Source organism: Streptomyces sp. SID8352 (assembly GCF_009862265.1).
In the GTDB taxonomy this organism is placed as follows: Bacteria; Actinomycetota; Actinomycetes; order Streptomycetales; family Streptomycetaceae; genus Streptomyces.
Window position 1 is genome coordinate 307,355 of the sequence record NZ_WWGX01000022.1, and the last position, 19,382, is coordinate 326,736.

Annotated in this window: 14 protein-coding genes; 10 read left to right on the top strand and 4 right to left on the bottom strand. The window is 74.1% G+C overall.

Annotated elements, in window-relative coordinates; genetic code table 11:
* Positions 1-350 precede the first annotated feature (350 nt).
* The 4 genes from GTY84_RS06730 to GTY84_RS06745 all read right to left on the bottom strand — a co-directional run bounded on the left by GTY84_RS06730 (position 351) and on the right by GTY84_RS06745 (position 6,043).
* Positions 351-2,753: a transglutaminaseTgpA domain-containing protein gene (locus GTY84_RS06730; protein ID WP_161225173.1), complete on the bottom strand. Its 2,403-nt coding sequence runs from the start codon at positions 2,751-2,753 to the stop codon at positions 351-353.
* Positions 2,750-4,153, bottom strand: coding sequence for a DUF58 domain-containing protein (locus GTY84_RS06735; protein WP_161225174.1), 1,404 nt, complete (start codon positions 4,151-4,153; stop codon positions 2,750-2,752). Before GTY84_RS06735 ends, GTY84_RS06730 begins: the two co-directional genes overlap by 4 nt.
* Positions 4,153-5,217 (bottom strand): MoxR family ATPase, encoded by a 1,065-nt coding sequence (locus GTY84_RS06740; RefSeq protein ID WP_161225175.1) that lies wholly within the window; start codon positions 5,215-5,217, stop codon positions 4,153-4,155. The genes GTY84_RS06735 and GTY84_RS06740 overlap by 1 nt, the downstream gene beginning before the upstream one ends.
* 280 nt (positions 5,218-5,497) lie before the next feature.
* Positions 5,498-6,043, bottom strand: a complete 546-nt coding sequence (locus GTY84_RS06745) for a carbonic anhydrase (RefSeq protein WP_161225176.1) — start codon at positions 6,041-6,043, stop codon at positions 5,498-5,500.
* 417 nt (positions 6,044-6,460) lie between these two features.
* On the opposite strand from GTY84_RS06745, the gene rsmH reads away from it, so the two are divergent.
* The 10 genes from rsmH to GTY84_RS06795 all read left to right on the top strand — a co-directional run bounded on the left by rsmH (position 6,461) and on the right by GTY84_RS06795 (position 19,184).
* Positions 6,461-7,414, top strand: coding sequence for a 16S rRNA (cytosine(1402)-N(4))-methyltransferase RsmH (rsmH, locus tag GTY84_RS06750; RefSeq protein WP_265291537.1), 954 nt, complete (start codon positions 6,461-6,463; stop codon positions 7,412-7,414).
* A gap of 52 nt (positions 7,415-7,466) precedes the next feature.
* On the top strand, positions 7,467-8,093 hold the full coding sequence (locus GTY84_RS06755) for a septum formation initiator family protein (protein ID WP_161225177.1): 627 nt from the start codon (positions 7,467-7,469) through the stop codon (positions 8,091-8,093).
* 4 nt (positions 8,094-8,097) lie between these two features.
* Positions 8,098-10,056, top strand: coding sequence for a penicillin-binding protein 2 (locus tag GTY84_RS06760; protein WP_161225178.1), 1,959 nt, complete (start codon positions 8,098-8,100; stop codon positions 10,054-10,056).
* Between the two features lie 261 nt (positions 10,057-10,317).
* Positions 10,318-11,838, top strand: coding sequence for a UDP-N-acetylmuramoyl-L-alanyl-D-glutamate--2,6-diaminopimelate ligase (locus GTY84_RS06765; protein ID WP_161225405.1), 1,521 nt, complete (start codon positions 10,318-10,320; stop codon positions 11,836-11,838).
* 28 nt (positions 11,839-11,866) lie between these two features.
* Positions 11,867-13,297 (top strand): UDP-N-acetylmuramoyl-tripeptide--D-alanyl-D-alanine ligase, encoded by a 1,431-nt coding sequence (gene murF / locus GTY84_RS06770; protein WP_161225179.1) that lies wholly within the window; start codon positions 11,867-11,869, stop codon positions 13,295-13,297.
* The gene (gene mraY, locus GTY84_RS06775; RefSeq protein ID WP_161225406.1) at positions 13,297-14,388 is read left to right on the top strand and encodes a phospho-N-acetylmuramoyl-pentapeptide-transferase; all 1,092 of its coding nucleotides are present in this window, start codon (positions 13,297-13,299) and stop codon (positions 14,386-14,388) included. Before murF ends, mraY begins: the two co-directional genes overlap by 1 nt.
* 8 nt (positions 14,389-14,396) lie before the next feature.
* Positions 14,397-15,803 (top strand): UDP-N-acetylmuramoyl-L-alanine--D-glutamate ligase, encoded by a 1,407-nt coding sequence (gene murD / locus GTY84_RS06780; RefSeq protein ID WP_265291697.1) that lies wholly within the window; start codon positions 14,397-14,399, stop codon positions 15,801-15,803.
* 74 nt (positions 15,804-15,877) lie between these two features.
* Positions 15,878-17,260 (top strand): putative lipid II flippase FtsW, encoded by a 1,383-nt coding sequence (gene ftsW / locus GTY84_RS06785; protein ID WP_161225181.1) that lies wholly within the window; start codon positions 15,878-15,880, stop codon positions 17,258-17,260.
* A gap of 6 nt (positions 17,261-17,266) precedes the next feature.
* Positions 17,267-18,361, top strand: a complete 1,095-nt coding sequence (gene murG, locus GTY84_RS06790; protein ID WP_161225182.1) for an undecaprenyldiphospho-muramoylpentapeptide beta-N-acetylglucosaminyltransferase — start codon at positions 17,267-17,269, stop codon at positions 18,359-18,361.
* Positions 18,362-18,386: 25 nt separating this feature from the next.
* Positions 18,387-19,184 carry an FtsQ-type POTRA domain-containing protein gene (locus GTY84_RS06795; protein ID WP_161225183.1) on the top strand — a complete coding sequence of 266 codons (798 nt, stop codon included), beginning with the start codon at positions 18,387-18,389 and terminating at the stop codon, positions 19,182-19,184.
* Positions 19,185-19,382: the final 198 nt, after the last annotated feature.

The following is a 19,382-nucleotide window of genomic DNA, read 5'->3' on the forward strand; positions in this document are numbered from 1 at the left end:
GTCGTGAGGGGGCGACCACCGCGAAGGTGGTCGCCCCCTCCACGCGTGCCGGTGCCCCCGCGCACATGCCGGACGGCGCCGAACGCTCACCGCTCCCCGGCCCCGGACAGCCCAGGGGGCCACTGGCCATCCCGGTGCGGCATCCACCGGCTCGCCCCGGGGGAGGGCCGGCCCGCCCGGGACCGCATCCGCCCGGAACCACCGACAGCCTCGGGCGGGCACCACGCCCCGGCCACCGGCGGGCGCCGCCGTCACGGGAAGCCGCCGCCCGGGGCTTCCGAGCACCAGGGGGCCGCAGCCCGGGGCCTCCGGCCCCTGGTGCCCCGGGCGCCTGCGGCCCCCGGCGCTCCTCAGCCGCGTCTGTCCGCCGCCCTCCGCATCCGCGGAATCCGCGGCACGCGCAGCGCCGCCGCGATACGCCCCCGGAGGGACGTCCAGCGGGCCGAGACCGCCCAGACCACCCGCACGGCCGAACGCGGAGCGACCCGTGCCCTCAGCCGCGCGCCGCGCCCGGCGCCGTCCCGCAGTCCGGCCGCCGCCCGGCGGACGTCCTCCGCCAGTCCCGCCGTCGGGTGCGGGTGCGGGGCGTAGAGCGCCTGCTCCACGGCACCGGCCACCCGGTGCACCGCCGCCGAGGGCTCGGGGCCGAGACGGCCCAGCCGCACGATCCGGTCCGCCGCCCGGCGCGGTGTCCGCGACTCCAGGGGCGGGATGCCGTGGTCCCAGGCCGAGTCGGTCAGCTCCTCCCAGGCGGCCAGCGCGGCCGTCACCGCGTCCGCCTCCGAGCGGCCGGGCGCCCCCAGCCGCCTGGCCCGGACCCGCAGCCGCCACAGCATCGGCGTCAGCGGGACCAGCAGGAGGAGCAGCCCGCCCAGTACCTTGCCCGCCGCCCCCGGCCATCCGGGACCGCCGCCGCCCGTGACCGGCGCGGCCCGGGCCGACTCACCGGCGCACATGCCGGGCTGCCCGCCGCCCGCGGCGCACTCCTCCTCGGCCGAGGGCGCCGCCGAGGGCTCCGCCTCCGGGGCCCGTGACGGCAGCGCCGGGTCCGCGTCCGCGCGGTCCGGCGCGTCCGTCATCGTGTACGACGGGGCCGAGCCGCGGGTGGGCGTCGGCTCGAAGCGGGTCCAGCCCACCCCCTCGAAGTACAGCTCCGGCCAGGCGTGCGCGTCCTTCAGGCTCACCGACACCGAGCCGTCCGCCCGCGTGGAGCCCGGCGCGAAGCCGACCGCGACCCGCGCCGGGATGCCCAGCGAGCGGGACATCGCCGCCATCGCGAAGGAGAAGTGCACGCAGAAGCCGCGCCGCTCGTCGAGGAACCGGACCATGCCCGCGGGACCGCTGCCCACGTCGACCTCGGTGTCGTACGTGAAGCCGCCGTTGACCGCGAAGAACTCCTGGAGCCGGACGGCCCGCTCGTACGGGTTCGCCGCGCCCGCCGTGATCTCCCGGGCGGTGCGGCGCACCACCTCCGGCAGTGAGTCCGGCAGCTCCGTGTACTCCCGCACCACCGCGGCCGGCGGTGGGGGAGCCCCGGCCAGCTGCGCTGCCGTCGGGCGCACGTCCAGGCTCGTCACCTCGTACGTCAGCCCGCTCGTGCGCTGCCCGTGGTCGCCGATCAGGGTCATTCCCACCGGCTCGAAGCGCCACTTGCCACCGACCGCCACACCGGTGGGCGGGTACGGCATCGGCAGCCACTCCTGGGCGTATCCGCCGGCCGCCGTGATCGTGCTGCGCACCTGCGTCCGCGCGACGTCCGGGCCGAGGCCCATGGGGGGCGGGAAGGCGCCCTCCGGCACGGTGGTGATGCGCCGCTTGGACGGCTTCCACGTGGTGCCGTCGAAGTCGTCCAGGGAGACGATCCGCAGATACAGGTCCGAGAGGGAGGCGGCGTCGGTCCGGACGGTGAGGACCTCGCGGTCGTCGTCGTTGTTGAGGCTGTCCCGCAGGGAGACCAGCGGGTTCACCGCCGAGATGGTGCCACCCCCGCCGCCCTCGCCCCGGCCGCTCCCGGCTCCGTCCAGCAGCCCGCCCTCCATCGCGGGCAGGGCCAGCGGCACGACCAGGGCGGTGCCCAGCGCCAGCGCGCCGATGCGGCGCCCGGTGCGTACCGGGGTCACCGCCCCGGGCCGCCGGCCGTCCGGAGCGCGGGCCGCGCCGCCGAAGACCCGGCCCCACCGGGCGAGCCGCTCGCGGCCCTCCGCGAGCAGCAGCATCAGATAGCCGCCCGCCGCCGTCAGGAACCACAGCCAGTCCGAACCGGCCTCGGAGAGCCCTGCGGCCACCGAGTACAGCGCCAGCAGCGGCAGCCCGGCCGGGGCGGCGCTGCGGAAGGTCACCGCGAGGGTGTCCACCAGCAGCCCTATCACCAGTACCCCGGCGATCAGCATCAGCCGGATGCCGTCGGACTCCAGCGGCGCCGGGGCCGCGTACCGGGCGATGTCGTCGGCGCCCTGCCGCAGCAGCTCCGCGAAGCGCCGGAACGCCTCGGGCCCGGGCACCAGCCCGGCGAACGCCTGGGTCCGGGCGAAGACCAGGGTCAGCAGCGCCAGCGCCGTCACGGCCTGCGCCGCCACGGTCAGCGGCCGGGCCAGGGGCACCCGGCGGGCCGCCGTGCCCACCCCGGACTGGACCGCCAGCAGGAACGCCGCCTGGAACAGCCAGGACGGCGGGTCCACCAGCGGCAGCAGCGCGCACGCCGTCAGCAGCGTGGCCGCCCACGCGCACAGCGCCAGCCGTACCTGCCCGCTCATCGCGCACCCTCCCCGCCCGCCGGGGCGAGACCGGCGCGCTGCCGGTCCGCCGAGCGCCACAACTCCTCCAGCGGGACGCCCCGCGGCACCTTCACCGCCGTCCATCCGGCCTCGCGCAGCGTCGTCAGCCGCTCCTCGGCCCGGTCCGGTCCCGCCCCCGGACCGGCGGGCTCGTGCTGCCAGGAGGCGTCGTCGAGGATGGAGAGGGACTCGTGCCGCCAGGAGGCGTCGTCGAGGACGAAGGCGACCGCGGTGCCGCCGTGCCGCCGCATCCGCCCGGCCAGTTCCGCCTGCTCCTCGTCCAGTTCACCGAAGAAGGCCACCAGCAGCCCCTCGGACCCGCCGCGCAGCACCTCGTGGGCGGCGGACAGATCCGTGCCGTCCGAGTGGTCGATCACCGCGAGCGTGTCCATCAGCGTCCCGGCCGCGTCGGCCGACTCCTGGCCCGCCCCGGCGAAGCCTTCCGCGCCCTCGCCGGGCACCACGCTGCCGGTGTCCGTGAGCAGCCGGACCGACAGCCCCCGCTCCAGCAGGTGCATCAGCACGGAGGCCGCCCCGGAGACGGCCCACTCGAACGCCGAGTCCGGGCCCGCGCCCTCGTGGGCGATGCCCCGGGTGTCCAGCAGGACCGAGCAGCGGGCGCGCTGCGGTTGCTCCTCCCGGCGCACCATCAGCTCGCCGTGGCGCGCGGTGGAGCGCCAGTGCACCCGGCGCAGGTCGTCGCCGTACCGGTAGCCGCGCGGGATCACGTCGTCCTCGCCGGCCAGCGCCGGGGAGCGCCTCCGCCCCTCGCCGTACCCGGTGGCCCCGCCGCCGAACCGGACCGGCGGCAGGGGCTCCACGCGCGGGATCACGGTGAGGGTGTCCCGCGTGGAGAAGGACCGGGTCAGCTCGCACATCCCGAACGGGTCGGCCAGCCGGAGCTGGAGCGGGCCCAGCGGATAGCGGCCGCGCAGATCCGAACGGACCCGGTAGGACACCTCGCGCCGCCCCGCCGGCTCCACCCGGTCCAGCACGAAGCGGGGGCGCGGCCCGAGCACGTAGGGCACCCGGTCCTGGAGCATCAGCAGACCGGTGGGGAGCCGGGAGATGTTCTCGACGCGCAGATGGACCCGGGCCTCGCTGCCCGCGGGCACCCGGCCCGGTTCGAGCCGGCGGCTGCCCGCGACCCGGTGCCGGGTCCGGTACAGCACCGTCGCGCACACCAGCGGCAGCACGCCCAGCAGCAGGCCGACCCGCAGCAGGTCGCCCTGCCCGAGGACGTAGGCGCAGACGGCGGCGGCCGCGCCGGCTGCCAGGAAGGAGCGCCCCCGGGTGGTCAGACCGGTCAGCGCGGTGCGGACACCGCCCGCCCGGTCCTCCTCGTCCCGGGTCCCGTCAGGCTCCCCGGCGGTGGTCATCACGGCCTCCGCGGGGGCTGCCCGTGCGGCGGGGCGCCCTGGCCCGCGCCGGTGCGCTGCGGGTGCGCGGCGGGCACCGGGACGCGCTGGAGGATCTCCCCCACGATCTGCTCGGCGCTCCGCCGGTTGAGCTGGGCCTGGGCGGTGGGCAGCAGACGGTGCGCCAGCACCGGCACCGCGAGGGCCTGCACGTCGTCCGGCAGCGTGAAGTCCCGGCCACCGAGGGCGGCGGACGCCCTGGCCGCGCGCAGCAGGTGCAGCGTGGCGCGGGGGGAGGCACCGAGCCGCAGGTCGGGGTGGGCGCGGGTGGCGGCGACCAGGTCCACCGCGTACCGCTTGACCGGCTCCGCGACGTGCACGGCGCGGACCGTCTCGATCAGCTTGAGGATGTCGTGGGCGTGGGCCACCGGGTGGAGGTCGTCCAGCGGGCTGGCCCCGCCGTGCACCTCCAGCATCCGCAGCTCGGCCTCCGGGCCGGGGTAGCCGATGGAGACCCGCGCCATGAAGCGGTCGCGCTGGGCCTCGGGCAGCGGATAGGTGCCCTCCATCTCGACCGGGTTCTGCGTCGCCACCACCATGAAGGGGCTCGGCAGTTCGTAGCTCTGCCCGTCGATGGTGACCTGCCGCTCCTCCATGGACTCCAGCAGCGCCGACTGGGTCTTGGGCGAGGCGCGGTTGATCTCGTCGCCGATCACCACCTGGGCGAAGATCGCGCCCGGCTTGAACTCGAAGTCCCGGCGCTGCTGGTCCCAGATGGAGACGCCGGTGATGTCCGACGGCAGCAGGTCCGGGGTGAACTGGATGCGGCGCACCGAGCAGTCGACGGACCGCGCCAGGGCCTTGGCCAGCATGGTCTTGCCGACCCCCGGGACGTCCTCGATCAGCAGGTGTCCCTCGGCCAGCAGCACCGTCAGCGCCAGCCGGACGACCTCGGGCTTGCCCTCGATCACGGCCTCCACGGAGGAGCGCACCCGCTCGGCCACCGCGGTCAGCCCGTCGTCCGTCACCGGCTCCGCACGCACGGGGTGCCCCCCATGGCTCGCCCGTTCCTCAAAGGTCGTCACCCGTGGCCCTCCTCGGCCCTTTCCCTGCTCGCGCGGAGCGGGGAATCCCCAGCTTGCCGGGCCGGTGCCTGCGGCGGGGCGGCCCACCCCTCACCACGGACGCCGCACGGGAAAGGTTCCGCGCGGTGCCGCTCCCGCATTCTCGCCGCCGTTATGGATTCGTGTCACTCGCCTGTGGACAACTACCCGCACATTGTCAGCTTTCCCGACTTTCGGTATGACCGTGCGGCGGTGTCCGCCGGGGTGGCGCGGCACCTGTTCCGGCCGGGCGGACGCCGGCTCAGCCCGGGGTGACCTCGCGCAGCCCGCCGGTCCGCACGTCGAAGACGAAGCCCCGCACATCGTCGGTGTGCGGCAGGAACGGCGAGGTCCGCACCCGCTGGATGGACTGCCGGACGTCCTGGTCGACGTCCCGGAAGGCCTCCACGGCCCAGGCCGGGCGCTGCCCGACCTCCAGCTCCAGGTCGTGCCGGAACTCCTCGGTGATGGTCTCCATGCCGCACGTCGTGTGGTGGATGAGGACCACGCTGCGGGTGCCCAGCGCCCGCTGGCTGATGGTGAGCGAGCGGATGACGTCGTCCGTGACCACACCGCCCGCGTTGCGGATCGTGTGGCAGTCGCCGAGCTGGAGGCCGAGGGCGGCGTGCAGGTCGAGCCGGGCGTCCATGCAGGCCACGACCGCGACGCGGCGCACGGGACGGGCGTCCATGCCGGGGTCGGCGAACGCGGCCGCGTACCGCTGGTTCGCCTCGACGAGCCGGTCCGTGACGGTGCCGCCCGCCGGGGCGGGGTCCGAGCCTGTGGGTACCGATGCAGAAGTCGTCATAACCATGACGTTACTGCTCGCCCGTTCGGGGGGTCCGGCGTGAAACGGGGACAAAGAACGTCATCGTGGCGCGCTGTGAGCCAATCCACAGGGCGGCACGAAGGCCGCCGTCCGAGTGAAAAGCCGCACGGCGCCGGTCGGCGGACCGCGGGGTCCGCGACGCGCAGGCCGGTTGATTGACCGCGCGACACGGTGGACTAAAGTGACGCGAAGCGGGAGACGCGGCTCTCCCTGCTGGACTGATTTCCCCGGAGATGCGGCCGATGCCGCCGGATCTCCCCGCGTGCGCGGCGCGTACGTACGGCTCGGCCTCCTCCCGCTCCGGTCGGCCGACGCCCCCGGCGCCGGTCGCCATCCCGTTGACGGGCGTGCGGGGAACCGGCGTGCGTGACGCCGCGCCGGACCTGAGAGGGCCCCGTGAGCCTAAGACACGTCCCGGTGATGCTCCAGCGGTGCATGGACCTGCTGGCGCCCGCCCTCCAGGAGCCGGGAGCCGTCGTCGTCGACTGCACCCTCGGGCTCGGCGGGCACAGCGAGGCGCTGCTCACGCGCTTCCCCGGGGTCCGGCTCATCGCGCTGGACCGCGACAAGGAGGCCCTGCGGCTCTCCGGCGAGCGGCTCGCGCCCCACGGGGAGCGCGCCACCCTGGTGCACGCCGTCTACGACGAACTCCCCGACGTGCTGGAGCGCCTGGGCGTACCGCGCGTCCAGGGCGTCCTGTTCGACCTCGGCGTCTCCTCCATGCAGCTCGACGAGGCCGACCGGGGCTTCGCCTACGCCCAGGACGCCCCGCTGGACATGCGGATGGACCAGACGACCGGCATCAGCGCCGCCGAGGTCCTCAACACCTATCCGCCGGGCGAACTCGTCCGCGTCCTGCGGGCCTACGGCGAGGAGAAGCAGGCCAAGCGGATCGTCTCCGCCGTCGTCCGTGAGCGGGAGCGGGAGCCGTTCGGCAACAGCGCCCGCCTGGTGGAGCTGATCCGAGCCGCCCTGCCGCAGGCCGCCAAGCGCACCGGCGGAAACCCGGCCAAGCGCACCTTCCAGGCGCTGCGCATCGAGGTCAACGGCGAACTCGCCGTCCTGGAGCGGGCGATCCCGGCCGCCGTGGGCGCCCTCGCCGTCGGCGGCCGGATCGCGGTGCTCTCGTACCACTCCCTGGAGGACCGCCTGGTCAAGCAGGTCCTCGCGGCCGGGGCCGCCAACACGGCGCCCGCCGGGCTGCCCGTCGTACCGGAGCGCTACGCGCCCCGGCTCAAGCTGCTGACGCGCGGTGCCGAACTTCCCACCGAGGAGGAGATCGCCGAGAACCGGCGCGCGGCCCCGGCGCGGCTGCGCGGCGCCGAGCGCATCAGGGAGGACGCCGAGTGAGCCGGGCCAGGCGCCGGGCCGGGATCCGCCGCCCGGTCCGAAGGGAGGGCACATGAGCGGAAAACCCCGGCTCAAGGGCAGGGCGGCCCGCCTCGCCCGCCTCTTCCCGGCCGGCAGCCGCGTCGGCCGGGCGGCCCGCGCGCCCTTCGTCCTGCTCGTCGTCCTGCTGCTCGGCGGCGGCCTCATCGGACTCCTGGTCCTCAACTCCGCCCTCAGCGAGGGCTCGTTCGAGCTGGAGGACCTCAAACAGCGGACCAAGGGCCTCACCGACGAGGAGCAGGCGATCCAGCGGGACATCGACGCCTACTCCGCGCCCCGCGCCCTGGAGCGGCGGGCCCGCGAACTCGGCATGGTGCCCGGCGGCGACCCGGTCTTCCTCGCCCCCGACGGCGCCGTCCGGGGCTCCGCGAGCCCCGCGCCCGCCGCCCCGACCCCGCTGCTCCCCGCGCCCGAGGCGCTCACCCCGCCCCCGGCCACGGCCTCGCCCGGCGCCGGCCCCTCCGCCACCCCCGCGCCGACCGCGAGCGCCTCCGGGACCACCGCCCCTCCGGGCACCCCGGCGAGCGGCACCCCCGCGTCCAGCACCCCCGCCCCGCCCGGCACGGCCGCCACCGGCCCCGCCGGCGCGCCCCCGGCCACCGAGGCCCCCGCCACCCCGACCCCGACCCCCGGCAGGTGAGGAAGTGTCCGACAGGCAAGCGCCGCGCCGCCGTGTGCCGGGCCCCGCCCGGCCCGCGCGCCCCGCGGCGAAGCGGCAGCCCGGCCCGGCCGCCCGACCGGCCCGCGGCCCCCGGCCGTCCCGCCCCGCCCCGCCCCGCGCCCTCCGGCTCGGCAGCCCGCGCCCCCGGCTGCGCATGGTCGGGCTCGCCCTGACCCTGGTGCTCGGCGCCTTCGTCTTCCGGCTGCTCCAGGTGCAGGCCGTCGACGCAGGCACCTACACCGCCAAGGCCGAGCAGAACCGCTATGTCATCCACACCCTGTCCGCCGAGCGCGGCGGCATCACCGACCGCAACGGTGTGGCCCTGGCGACCACCGTGGACTCGTACGACATCACCGCCGACCCCACGATGTTCACCCCCGAGCAGCTCTCCGTCGACGACGGGCCCGAGCAGGCGGCTGCCCTGCTGGCACCGATCCTCGGCGAGGACCAGGACAAGCTCGTGGCCCAGCTGCGGCCGAAGAACAAGGAGCTGCGCTACGTCCGGCTGGCCCGGCTGCGCACCCCGCAGGTCTGGAACCAGATCAAGGACCTCAAGTCCGCGCTGAACAGCAGGGCCAGGACGGACCCCACCGCGGTCAACGTCCTCGCGGGGGTCTTCGCGGACCCCAGCAGCAAGCGCGTCTACCCCGGCGGCGACCTCGCCGCCGGGGTCCTCGGCTGGGTCGGTGCCGACGGCGAGGGCGGCGGCGGCCTGGAGCGCCAGCTGGAGGCCGTCCTGGCGGGCGAGGACGGCGAGATCCGCTACGCGCAGTCGGGCGGGCGCCAGGTGCCCACCGCGGGCTCCAGCGGGACCCCGGCGGTGCCCGGCAGCGACGTCGAGCTGACCCTCGACCGCGACATCCAGTGGGCCGCCCAGCACGCCATCAGCGAACAGGTGAAGAAGTCCAGGGCGGACGGCGGCTACGTCATCGTCCAGGACACCCGCACCGGCGAGATCCTCGCCATGGCCAACTCGCCCGGCTTCGACCCCGGCGACCTCGCCCACGCCGACCCCAAGGCTCTCGGCAACGGCGCCCTCCAGGACGCCTACGAGCCCGGCTCCACGGCCAAGGTGCTGTCCATGGCCGCCGTCCTGGAGGAGAACGCCGCCACCCCCGGGACCCATGTCACCGTCCCCAACCGGCTGCACCGCGGCGACCGGCTGTTCAAGGACGACATCGACCACGCCACCTGGTACCTGACGCTCAACGGGGTACTCGCCAAGTCCAGCAACATCGGGACGATCCTGGCCACCGGCCAGCTCGGCAAGGACCAGGGCGAGGCGAACCGGGTGCTCTACTCCTATCTGCGGAAGTTCGGCCTCGGCGAGTACAGCGGCCTGGGCTTCCCCGGCGAGACCAAGGGCATCCTCGCGCCGCCCGCCCAGTGGTCCACCTCGCAGCAGTACACGATCCCTTTCGGCCAGGGCGTCTCCGTCACCGCGCTCCAGGCGGCCTCCGTCTACTCGACCATCGCCAACGGCGGCGTCCGCGTCGCCCCCACCCTCGTCCGCGGCACCAAGGGGCCCGACGGGCACTTCGAACCCGCCCCCGAACCCGAGAAGAAGCGCGTGGTCAGCGAGAAGACGGCCAAGACCCTGGCCCGGATGCTGGAGTCCGTCGTCGACGACGAGGAGGGCACCGGCGCCAAGGCTCGCATCCCCGGCTACCGGGTGGCCGGAAAGACCGGTACCGCCAACCGGGTGGACCCGGCCACCGGCAAGTACCGCGGCTACACCTCCTCGTTCGCCGGGTTCGCCCCCGCCGACCAGCCCCGCGTCACCGTCTACTGCGCCATCCAGAACGCCACCAAGGGCAACTACTTCGGCGGCCAGATCTGCGGACCCATCTACAAGGAGGTCATGGCCTTCGCCCTGAAGACCCTCCAGGTCCCGCCGACCGGGGCCGCCCCCGCCAACCTCCCGGTCACCTTCCAGCCCTGACCGCCCCCGCGGTCCCCGCCCCCTCCGAGCCGTCCCCCACCCGCCCCCGCGCCACGGAGCCCGCCCCGGCCACCGCCGGGGCGGAGCCCGACGGCACCGCCGGTACCGAGCCACCAGGAACCATTCGTGACCACCATCACCCCGGATTCCGGGAACCAGAGCGACCCCCGCGACTCACTTCGCCCGGAGGCGGGTGGGCCCGGTACGCTCACCGCCGTGCCACACGCTGATCAGTCCCAAACCACCCAGAAGGGCCGCTCCGTGACCCATCCGGGACCCCCCCGGCCCGTGCGCAGCACCACCACGGCGCTCGCGGAACTCGCCGGCCAGCTCGGTGTCACCGCCCCGGACGGCACCGTCGGCGTCACCGGCATCACCCACGACTCGCGCGCCGTCCGCCCCGGCGACCTGTACGCCGCCCTGCCCGGGGCCCGCCTGCACGGCGCCGACTTCGTCACCCAGGCGGCCGGTCTCGGCGCCGTCGCCGTGCTGACCGACCCGGACGGCGCGGAGCGCGCCGCGGCGGCCGGACTGCCGGCCCTCGTCGTGGACGACCCGCGGGCGCGGATGGGCGACCTGGCCGCCACCATCTACGGTCGGCCCGGCGACGGACTGCTCCAGATCGGCATCACCGGCACCTCCGGCAAGACCACCACCGCCTACCTCGTCGAGGGCGGGCTGCGCACGGCCAGGACCACCGGGCTGATCGGCACCGTCGAGATGCGCATCGGCGACGAGCGCATCCCCTCCGAGCGCACCACCCCCGAGGCCACCGACCTCCAGGCCCTCTTCGCCGTCATGCGCGAGCGCGGCACCGAGGCGGTCGCCATGGAGGTCTCCAGCCACGCCCTGGTCCTCGGCCGGGTCGACGGCTGCGTCTTCGACATCGCGGTCTTCACCAACCTCAGCCCGGAGCACATGGAGTTCCACTCCGGCATGGAGGACTACTTCCAGGCCAAGGCGCAGCTCTTCACCCCGCGCCGCAGCAGGCTCGGCGTCGTCAACACCGACGACGAGTACGGCCGCCGGCTCGCGCGGCAGGCCACCGTGCCGGTCGTCACCTACTCCGCCGAGGGCCACCCGGACGCCGACTGGCGCGCCGAGGACGTCGCGCTCGGCCCGCTCGACTCGACGTTCACCGCGGTCGGACCGGAGGGCGAGCGGATCCCCGCCCGCTCGCCGCTGGCCGGCCCGTTCAACGTGGCCAACACCCTCGCCGCGATCGCCGCCCTGGCCGCCGCCGGGCTCGACCCGCACTCCGCCGCCGAGGGCGTCGCCGCGGTCCCGGGCGTTCCGGGCCGCCTGGAGCGCGTCGACGCCGGGCAGCCGTACCTCGCGGTCGTCGACTACGCCCACAAGACCGACGCCGTGGAGTCCGTGCTGCGGGCCCTGCGCAAGGTGACCGGCGGGCGGCTGCACGCCGTCCTCGGCTGCGGCGGCGACCGGGACACCACCAAGCGCGAGCCGATGGGCGCGGCGGTGGCCCGCTTCGCCGACACGGCCGTGCTCACCTCAGACAACCCCCGCTCCGAGGACCCCCTCGCCATCCTCGCCACCATGCTCCGCGGCGCGGCCTCCGTGCCCGCGCACGAGCGCGGCGAGGTGCAGGTCTTCGAGGACCGGGCCGCCGCCATCAGCGCCGCCGTCGGCCTCGCCGGCCCCGGCGACACCGTGCTGGTCGCGGGCAAGGGCCACGAGCTGGGCCAGGACATCGCCGGGGTGGTCCGTCCCTTCGACGACCGCCAGGTGCTTCGCGAAGCCATTCAGAAGACCCAGGGATGAACTCCCGCATGATCCAGGGGATGAACTTGTGATCGCCCTCTCCCTCGCCGAGATCGCAGAAGTCGTCGGCGGGCAGATGCACGACATACCGGACGCGTCCGTCGAGGTCACCGGACCGGTCGTCCGGGACTCCCGCGAGGCGGGTCCCGGCAGCCTGTTCGTCGCCTTCGTCGGTGAGCGCGCCGACGGCCACGACTTCGCCCGCGCGGTCGTCGGGGCGGGGGCGGTGGCCGTGCTCGGCTCCCGTCCCGTCGGCGTGCCCGCGATCGTCGTGGACGACGTGCAGGCCGCCCTCGGGGCCCTCGCCCGGCACGTCGTGCGGCGGCTCGGCGCCACGCTGGTGGCGCTGACCGGGTCGGCCGGAAAGACCAGCACCAAGGACCTCATCGCCCAGGTGCTCCGGCGCAAGGCCCCCACGGTCTTCACACCGGGCTCGCACAACAACGAGATCGGGCTGCCGCTCACCGCGCTCACCGCCACCGAGGAGACCCGCTTCCTCGTCCTGGAGATGGGCGCCCGGGGCGTCGGCCACATCCGCTACCTGACCGGGCTGACCCCGCCCCGGATCGGGCTGGTCCTCAACGTCGGCAGCGCCCACATCGGCGAGTTCGGCGGCCGGGAGCGGATCGCGGAGGCCAAGGGCGAACTCGTGGAGGCCCTCCCGGCGGCGGCCGAGGGCGGCACCGCCGTCCTCAACATGGACGACCCCCTGGTGCGCGCCATGGCCTCCCGGACCGAGGCGAAGGTGCTGTTCTTCGGTGAGTCCGACGAAGCGGACGTACGCGCCGAGAACGTGCGACTCACGGACAGCGGGCAGCCCTCCTTCCGCCTTCTCACACCCTCCGGTGCAAGCGATGTGACCATGCGCCTGTACGGTGAGCACCACGTGTCGAACGCGCTCGCCGCGGCCGCCGTCGCCCACGAGCTGGGCATGTCCGCAGACGAGATCGCCACCGCGCTCTCCGAGGCGGGCTCCCTCTCCCGCTGGCGGATGGAGGTCACCGAGCGCCCGGACGGTGTGACGGTCGTCAACGACGCCTACAACGCGAACCCCGAGTCCATGAAGGCCGCGCTGCGCGCGCTGGCGGCCATGGGCGGTGCCTCCCGGGCACGCGGGGGCCGCACGTGGGCGGTGCTCGGCAGGATGGCCGAGCTGGGGGACGAGTCGCTCGCCGAGCACGACGCGGTCGGACGGCTCGCCGTCCGGCTCAACGTCAGCAAGCTCGTCGCGGTCGGGGGCAGGGAAGCCGCCTGGCTGCAATTGGGCGCATACAACGAGGGTTCGTGGGGTGAGGAGTCGGTGCACGTGTCCGACGCACAGGCGGCTGTCGACCTGTTGCGCAGCGAGCTGCGCCCGGGGGACGTCGTGCTCGTGAAGGCGTCCCGGTCGGTGGGGCTGGAGAGCGTCGCCGCGGCGCTCCTGGAGACCGGCGCCGAGGGCGAGGTCGCCGCCCGATGATGAAGCAGATCCTGTTCGCGGGAGTCATCGGCCTCTTCCTGACGCTGGTCGGCACGCCGCTGCTGATCAAGTTGCTGGCCCGCAAGGGCTACGGCCAGTACATCCGCGACGACGGGCCGCGCGAGCACGCCAGCAAGCGCGGCACGCCGACCATGGGCGGCATCGCCTTCATCCTGGCCACGGTCATCGCCTACTTCCTGGCCAAGGTGATCACCGGCTACCTGGACGGGGAGGCGGACACCGGGCCGACCTTCTCGGGCCTGCTGGTGCTCGGCCTGATGGTCGGCATGGGCCTGGTCGGCTTCCTCGACGACTACATCAAGATCGTCAAGCGGCGTTCGCTGGGCCTGCGGGCCAAGGCGAAGATGGCCGGGCAGCTCATCGTCGGCATCGCCTTCGCCGTCCTCGCCCTGCAGTTCGCCGACAACCGCGGCAACACCCCGGCCTCCACCAAGCTGTCGTTCATCACGGACTTCGGCTGGACCATCGGCCCGGTGCTGTTCGTCGTCTGGGCGCTGTTCATGATCCTGGCGATGTCCAACGGCGTGAACCTGACCGACGGTCTGGACGGCCTGGCCACCGGCGCGTCCGTCCTCGTCTTCGGCGCCTACACCTTCATCGGCGTCTGGCAGTTCCAGGAGTCCTGCGCCAACGCGCAGACCCTGACCAACCCCGGTGCCTGCTACGAGGTGCGCGACCCGCTCGACCTGGCGGTGGTCGCCTCCGCGCTGATGGGCGCCTGCCTGGGCTTCCTCTGGTGGAACACCTCGCCGGCCAAGATCTTCATGGGTGACACCGGTTCGCTGGCGCTCGGCGGTGTCCTCGCGGGTCTCGCGATCTGCTCGCGCACCGAGCTGCTGGTCGCCATCCTCGGCGGTCTGTTCGTCCTCATCACCATGTCGGTCGTCATCCAGGTCGGCTCCTTCCGGCTCACCGGGAAGCGGGTCTTCCGGATGGCACCGCTCCAGCACCACTTCGAACTCAAAGGCTGGTCCGAGGTCCTCGTCGTGGTCCGCTTCTGGATCATCCAGGGCATCTGCGTGATCGTCGGACTCGGCATCTTCTACGCGGGATGGGCAGCGGACAAGTGACCTCCTCGGTGCCTTCGGACTTCACCGGCAAGCACATCACCGTGGCCGGCCTGGGCGTCTCCGGCGTCCCGGCCGCCCGGGTCCTCAGCGGCCTGGGCGCCCGCGTCACCGTCGTCAACGACGGCGACGACGAGCGCTCCCGGAGCCAGGCCGCGGAGCTGGAGCCGCTCGGCGTCACGGTGCGCCTGGGCGACGGCGACACCCTGCCCGAGGGCACCGAGCTGATCGTCACCGCCCCCGGCTGGCGTCCGGACAAGCCGCTGTTCGCCGCCGCCCGCGAGGCCGGCGTCCCCGTCTGGGGCGACGTCGAACTCGCCTGGCGGCTGCGCGGCCCCGGCGCCGCCCCCTGGCTGGCGGTCACCGGCACCAACGGCAAGACCACCACCGTCCGGATGCTCGCCGCCATGCTCACCGCCGCCGGGTTGCGCACGGCTGCCGTCGGCAACATCGGCGTCTCGCTGCTGGACGCGGTCACCGGCGACGAGGAGTACGACGTCCTGGCCGTGGAGCTGTCCAGCTACCAGCTCCACTGGGCGCCGTCGGTGCGCGCCCACTCGGCCGCCGTGCTCAACCTCGCCCCCGACCACCTCGACTGGCACGGCTCCATGGCGGCGTACGCCGCCGACAAGGGGCGCGTCTACGAGGGCAACCGCGTCGCCTGCGTCTACAACGCCGCCGACCGGGCCACCGAGGACCTGGTCCGCGGGGCCGACGTCGAGGAGGGCTGCCGGGCCGTCGGCTTCACCCTCGGCGCCCCGGGCCCGTCCCAACTCGGCGTCGTGGACGGCATCCTGGTCGACCGCGCCTTCGTCGAGGACCGGCAGCGCAACGCCCAGGAGCTCGCCGAGGTCTCCGACGTCCGCCCGCCGGCCCCGCACAACATCGCCAACGCCCTCGCCGCGGCGGCCCTGGCCCGCGCCCACGGCGTCCCGGCCGCCGCCGTCCGCGACGGGCTGCGGGCCTTCACTCCGGACGCCCACCGCATCGCGCACGTGGCGGACCTCGACGGGGTCGCCTACGTCGACGACTCCAAGGCCACCAACACCCACGCCGCCGAGGCGTCGTTGACGGCGTACGGATCGGTCGTCTGGATCGCCGGGGGACTCGCCAAGGGCGCCGCCTTCGACGAGCTGGTCGCCGGTGCCGCCGGGCGGCTGCGGGGTGCCGTCCTCATCGGCGCCGACCGGGCCCTGATCCGCGAAGCCCTGGCGCGACACGCCCCGGAGGTACCCGTCGTCGACCTCGACCGGACCGACACTGGGGCGATGCTCCAGGCCGTCCAGGAGGCGCGGCGGCTCGCCCGGCCCGGCGACACGGTGCTGCTGGCCCCGGCCTGCGCCTCGATGGACATGTTCACCAACTACAACCAGCGCGGTGACGCGTTCGCCCGGGCCGTTCGCGAACTCGGCGCCTGACCCGGCCGACCGCGCCGGGCGCTCTCGGGAGGGACGCGTGGGACGGTCCGAACCGACGTACAGGGGAGGCCGCGATGCCCGCTAGCCCCGGCAGCCGCACCGGCCGCCCGCCCGCCCAGCGGGCTCCCCGGCGACCCTCCCCGGCCCGCCCGCCGCGGGAGGACAACGCCGTCATGCGCCTGTACCACCGGGTGCGCAGGGCCTGGGACCGGCCGCTGACCGCCTATTACGTGATCTTCGGCGGCAGTGCGCTGATCACCGTCCTGGGCCTGGTGATGGTCTACTCGGCCTCCCAGATCACGGCGCTGCAACTGTCGCTCCCGGGGTCGTACTTCTTCCGCAAGCAGTTCCTCGCCGCGCTGATCGGCGCCGGGCTGATGTTCGCCGCCATGCGGATGCCGGTGAAGCTGCACCGCGCCCTGGCCTACCCGATCCTCGCCGGTGCCGTCGCCCTGATGATCCTGGTCCAGGTGCCGGGGATAGGGATGTCGGTCAACGGCAACCAGAACTGGATCTCGCTGGGCGGCTCCTTCCAGGTGCAGCCCAGCGAGATCGGCAAGCTCGCCCTCGTGCTCTGGGGCGCGGACCTGCTCGCCCGCAAGCACGACCGGAACCTGCTGGCCCAGTGGAAGCACATGCTGGTGCCGCTGGTGCCGGCCGCGTTCATGCTGCTCGGGCTCATCATGATCGGCGGCGACATGGGCACCGCGATCATCCTCACCGCGATCCTCTTCGGGCTGCTCTGGCTGGCGGGCGCGCCCACCCGGCTGTTCGTCGGTGTGCTCTCCGTCGCACTGCTGATCGGCGCCGTGCTGATCAAGACCAGCGCCAACCGGATGGCCCGGATGGGCTGCCTGCTCGCCACCGACCCGGGCCCGGACGACACCTGCTGGCAGGCCGTGCACGGGATCTACGCGCTGGCCTCGGGCGGGATCTTCGGGTCCGGACTCGGTGCCAGCGTGGAGAAGTGGGGGCAACTCCCGGAGGCGCACACCGACTTCATCTTCGCCGTCACCGGCGAGGAGTTGGGCCTGGCGGGGACGCTGTCGGTGCTCGCCCTGTTCGCGGCTCTAGGCTATGCGGGTATCCGCGTGGCCGGACGCACGGAGGACTCCTTCGTACGGTATGCCGCGGGAGGCGTGACCACCTGGATCATGGCGCAGACCGTGATCAACATCGGTGCGGTCCTCGGGCTGCTGCCGATCGCGGGTGTCCCCCTCCCGCTGTTCTCCTACGGGGGCTCCGCCCTGCTGCCGACCATGTTCGCCATCGGACTGCTGATCGCCTTCGCCCGCGACGAGCCCGGTGCGCGGACGGCGCTTGCGCTGCGGCGACCCCGCTTTGGTAGAAAGCGGGGAACGGGGGGAAGCGGGGGCTCCGGACCCAAGCGGAAACCCCGGAGTCGGAACACGATGCGACGGCGTGCCTCTGTGGCGCGTCCGTCCGGAGAGCGGTGAATTTCGGTGCATGTCGTACTCGCCGGCGGAGGAACCGCGGGCCACATCGAGCCCGCGCTCGCCCTCGCGGACGCCCTGCGCAGGCAGGACCCGTCCGTGGGGATCACGGCCCTGGGCACGGAACGCGGTCTTGAGACCCGCCTCGTACCCGAGCGCGGGTACGAACTGGCGCTGATCCCGGCCGTCCCGCTGCCGCGCAGGCCCACCCCCGAACTGATCACCGTCCCGGGGCGGCTGCGCGGCACCATCAAGGCCACCGAGCAGATCCTCGAACGCACCCGGGCGGACGCCGTGGTCGGCTTCGGCGGCTACGTCGCCCTGCCCGCCTACCTCGCCGCCAAGCGGCTCGGCGTGCCGATCATCGTGCACGAGGCCAACGCCCGCCCCGGGCTGGCCAACAAGATCGGTTCGCGCTACGCCGCCCAGGTCGCCGTCTCCACTCCGGACAGCAAGCTCCGCAACTCCCGCTACATCGGCATCCCGCTGCGCCGCTCCATCGCCACCCTGGACCGCGCCGCGGCCCGCCCCGAGGCCCGCGCCCTGTTCGGGCTGGACCCCAACCTGCCGACGCTGCTGGTGACCGGCGGCTCGCAGGGCGCCCGCCGCCTCAACGAGGTGATCCAGCAGGTCGCCCCCTGGCTCCAGCAGGCCGGCATCCAGATCCTGCACGCGGTCGGTCCCAAGAACGAACTGCCGCAGGTGCACCAGATGCCGGGGATGCCCCCCTACAGGCCGGTAAGTTACCTGGACCGGATGGACCTCGCGTACGCCGCCGCCGACATGATGCTCTGCCGCGCGGGCGCGATGACCGTCGCCGAACTCTCCGCCGTCGGGCTCCCGGCCGCCTACGTCCCGCTGCCCATCGGCAACGGCGAACAGCGGCTGAACGCCCAGCCGGTGGTCAAGGCCGGCGGTGGACTGCTGGTCGACGACGCGGAGCTGACGCCCGAGTGGGTGCAGCACAACGTGCTGCCCGTGCTCGCCGACCCGCACCGGCTGTACGAGATGTCCCGCGCCGCCGCCGAGTTCGGCCGCCGGGACGCCGACGACCTGCTCGTCGGCATGGTGTACGAGGCGATCGCCGCCCGTGCGCGCCACTAGGAACGTCTGACGGAGGGCAGGGAGCGTGGCCGGACCGACCACCACCGCGGAGCGCGGCGAACGTCAGCGGGAGTCGTCCGGCCCGCCCCCCGGGGGGTGGTTCAGGACCCCCAGCCTTCGTACGATCGTCATCTCGGCCCTCGTCCTCGTGCTCCTGGCGGGCGGCGGGGTGTGGGTCCTCTACGGCTCCGACTGGCTGCGGGTGGAACGCGTGTCCGTCACCGGAACGCGCGTGCTGACCCCCGACGAGGTGCGCGCGGCTGCCGGGGCACCGCTCGGCGCCCCCCTGGTCTCCGTCGACACCGCCGCCATCGAGGCGCGGCTGCGCCGGGCGCTGCCGCGGATCGACGCGGTGTCGGTGGAGCGCTCCTGGCCGGACGGGATCGGGGTGAAGGTGACCGAACGCACGCCGGTCCTGGTGATGGAGAAGGGCGGGACCTTCACCGAAGTGGACGGGAAGGGCGTCCGGTTCGCCACCGTGCCGAAGGCCCCGGAGAAGGTCCCCGTGCTGGATCTGGACGTCGTCCGGACGGGGTCGGCGGCGGCCGCCGCGCGGCGCTTCGGTGAGGACCGCCTGGTGCGGGCCGCGGTCGAGGTCGCCGACACCGTCCCGGGGAAGGTCGCGCAGCGGACCCGGAAGATCAGGGTCCGTTCCTACGACGACATCGCGCTGGAGCTGGACGGCGGGCGGACGGTGGCCTGGGGGAGCGCCGAACTCGGCGAGGAGAAGGCCCGGACGCTCACGGCGCTGATGAAGGCCACCCCGAAAGCACGTCACTTCGACGTGAGCGCGCCCACGGCGCCCGCGTCATCCGGGAGTTGACGGCCATACCCGCAGGCCAGCACCCTGGTTGGGCAGCGCTACGGCTGATCACATAGGGTGAAAAGAAAAACGGGAGGTTCGGCGTGTTCGTTGAACGCGCGCCACGTGTCGACTTAGTGTCCTGTTCGGAAGACTCCAAGGAACGGACACACTGATAACCCTAAAGTTCAGCGTTAGGGTTCGGGTCGGCGCTACGGA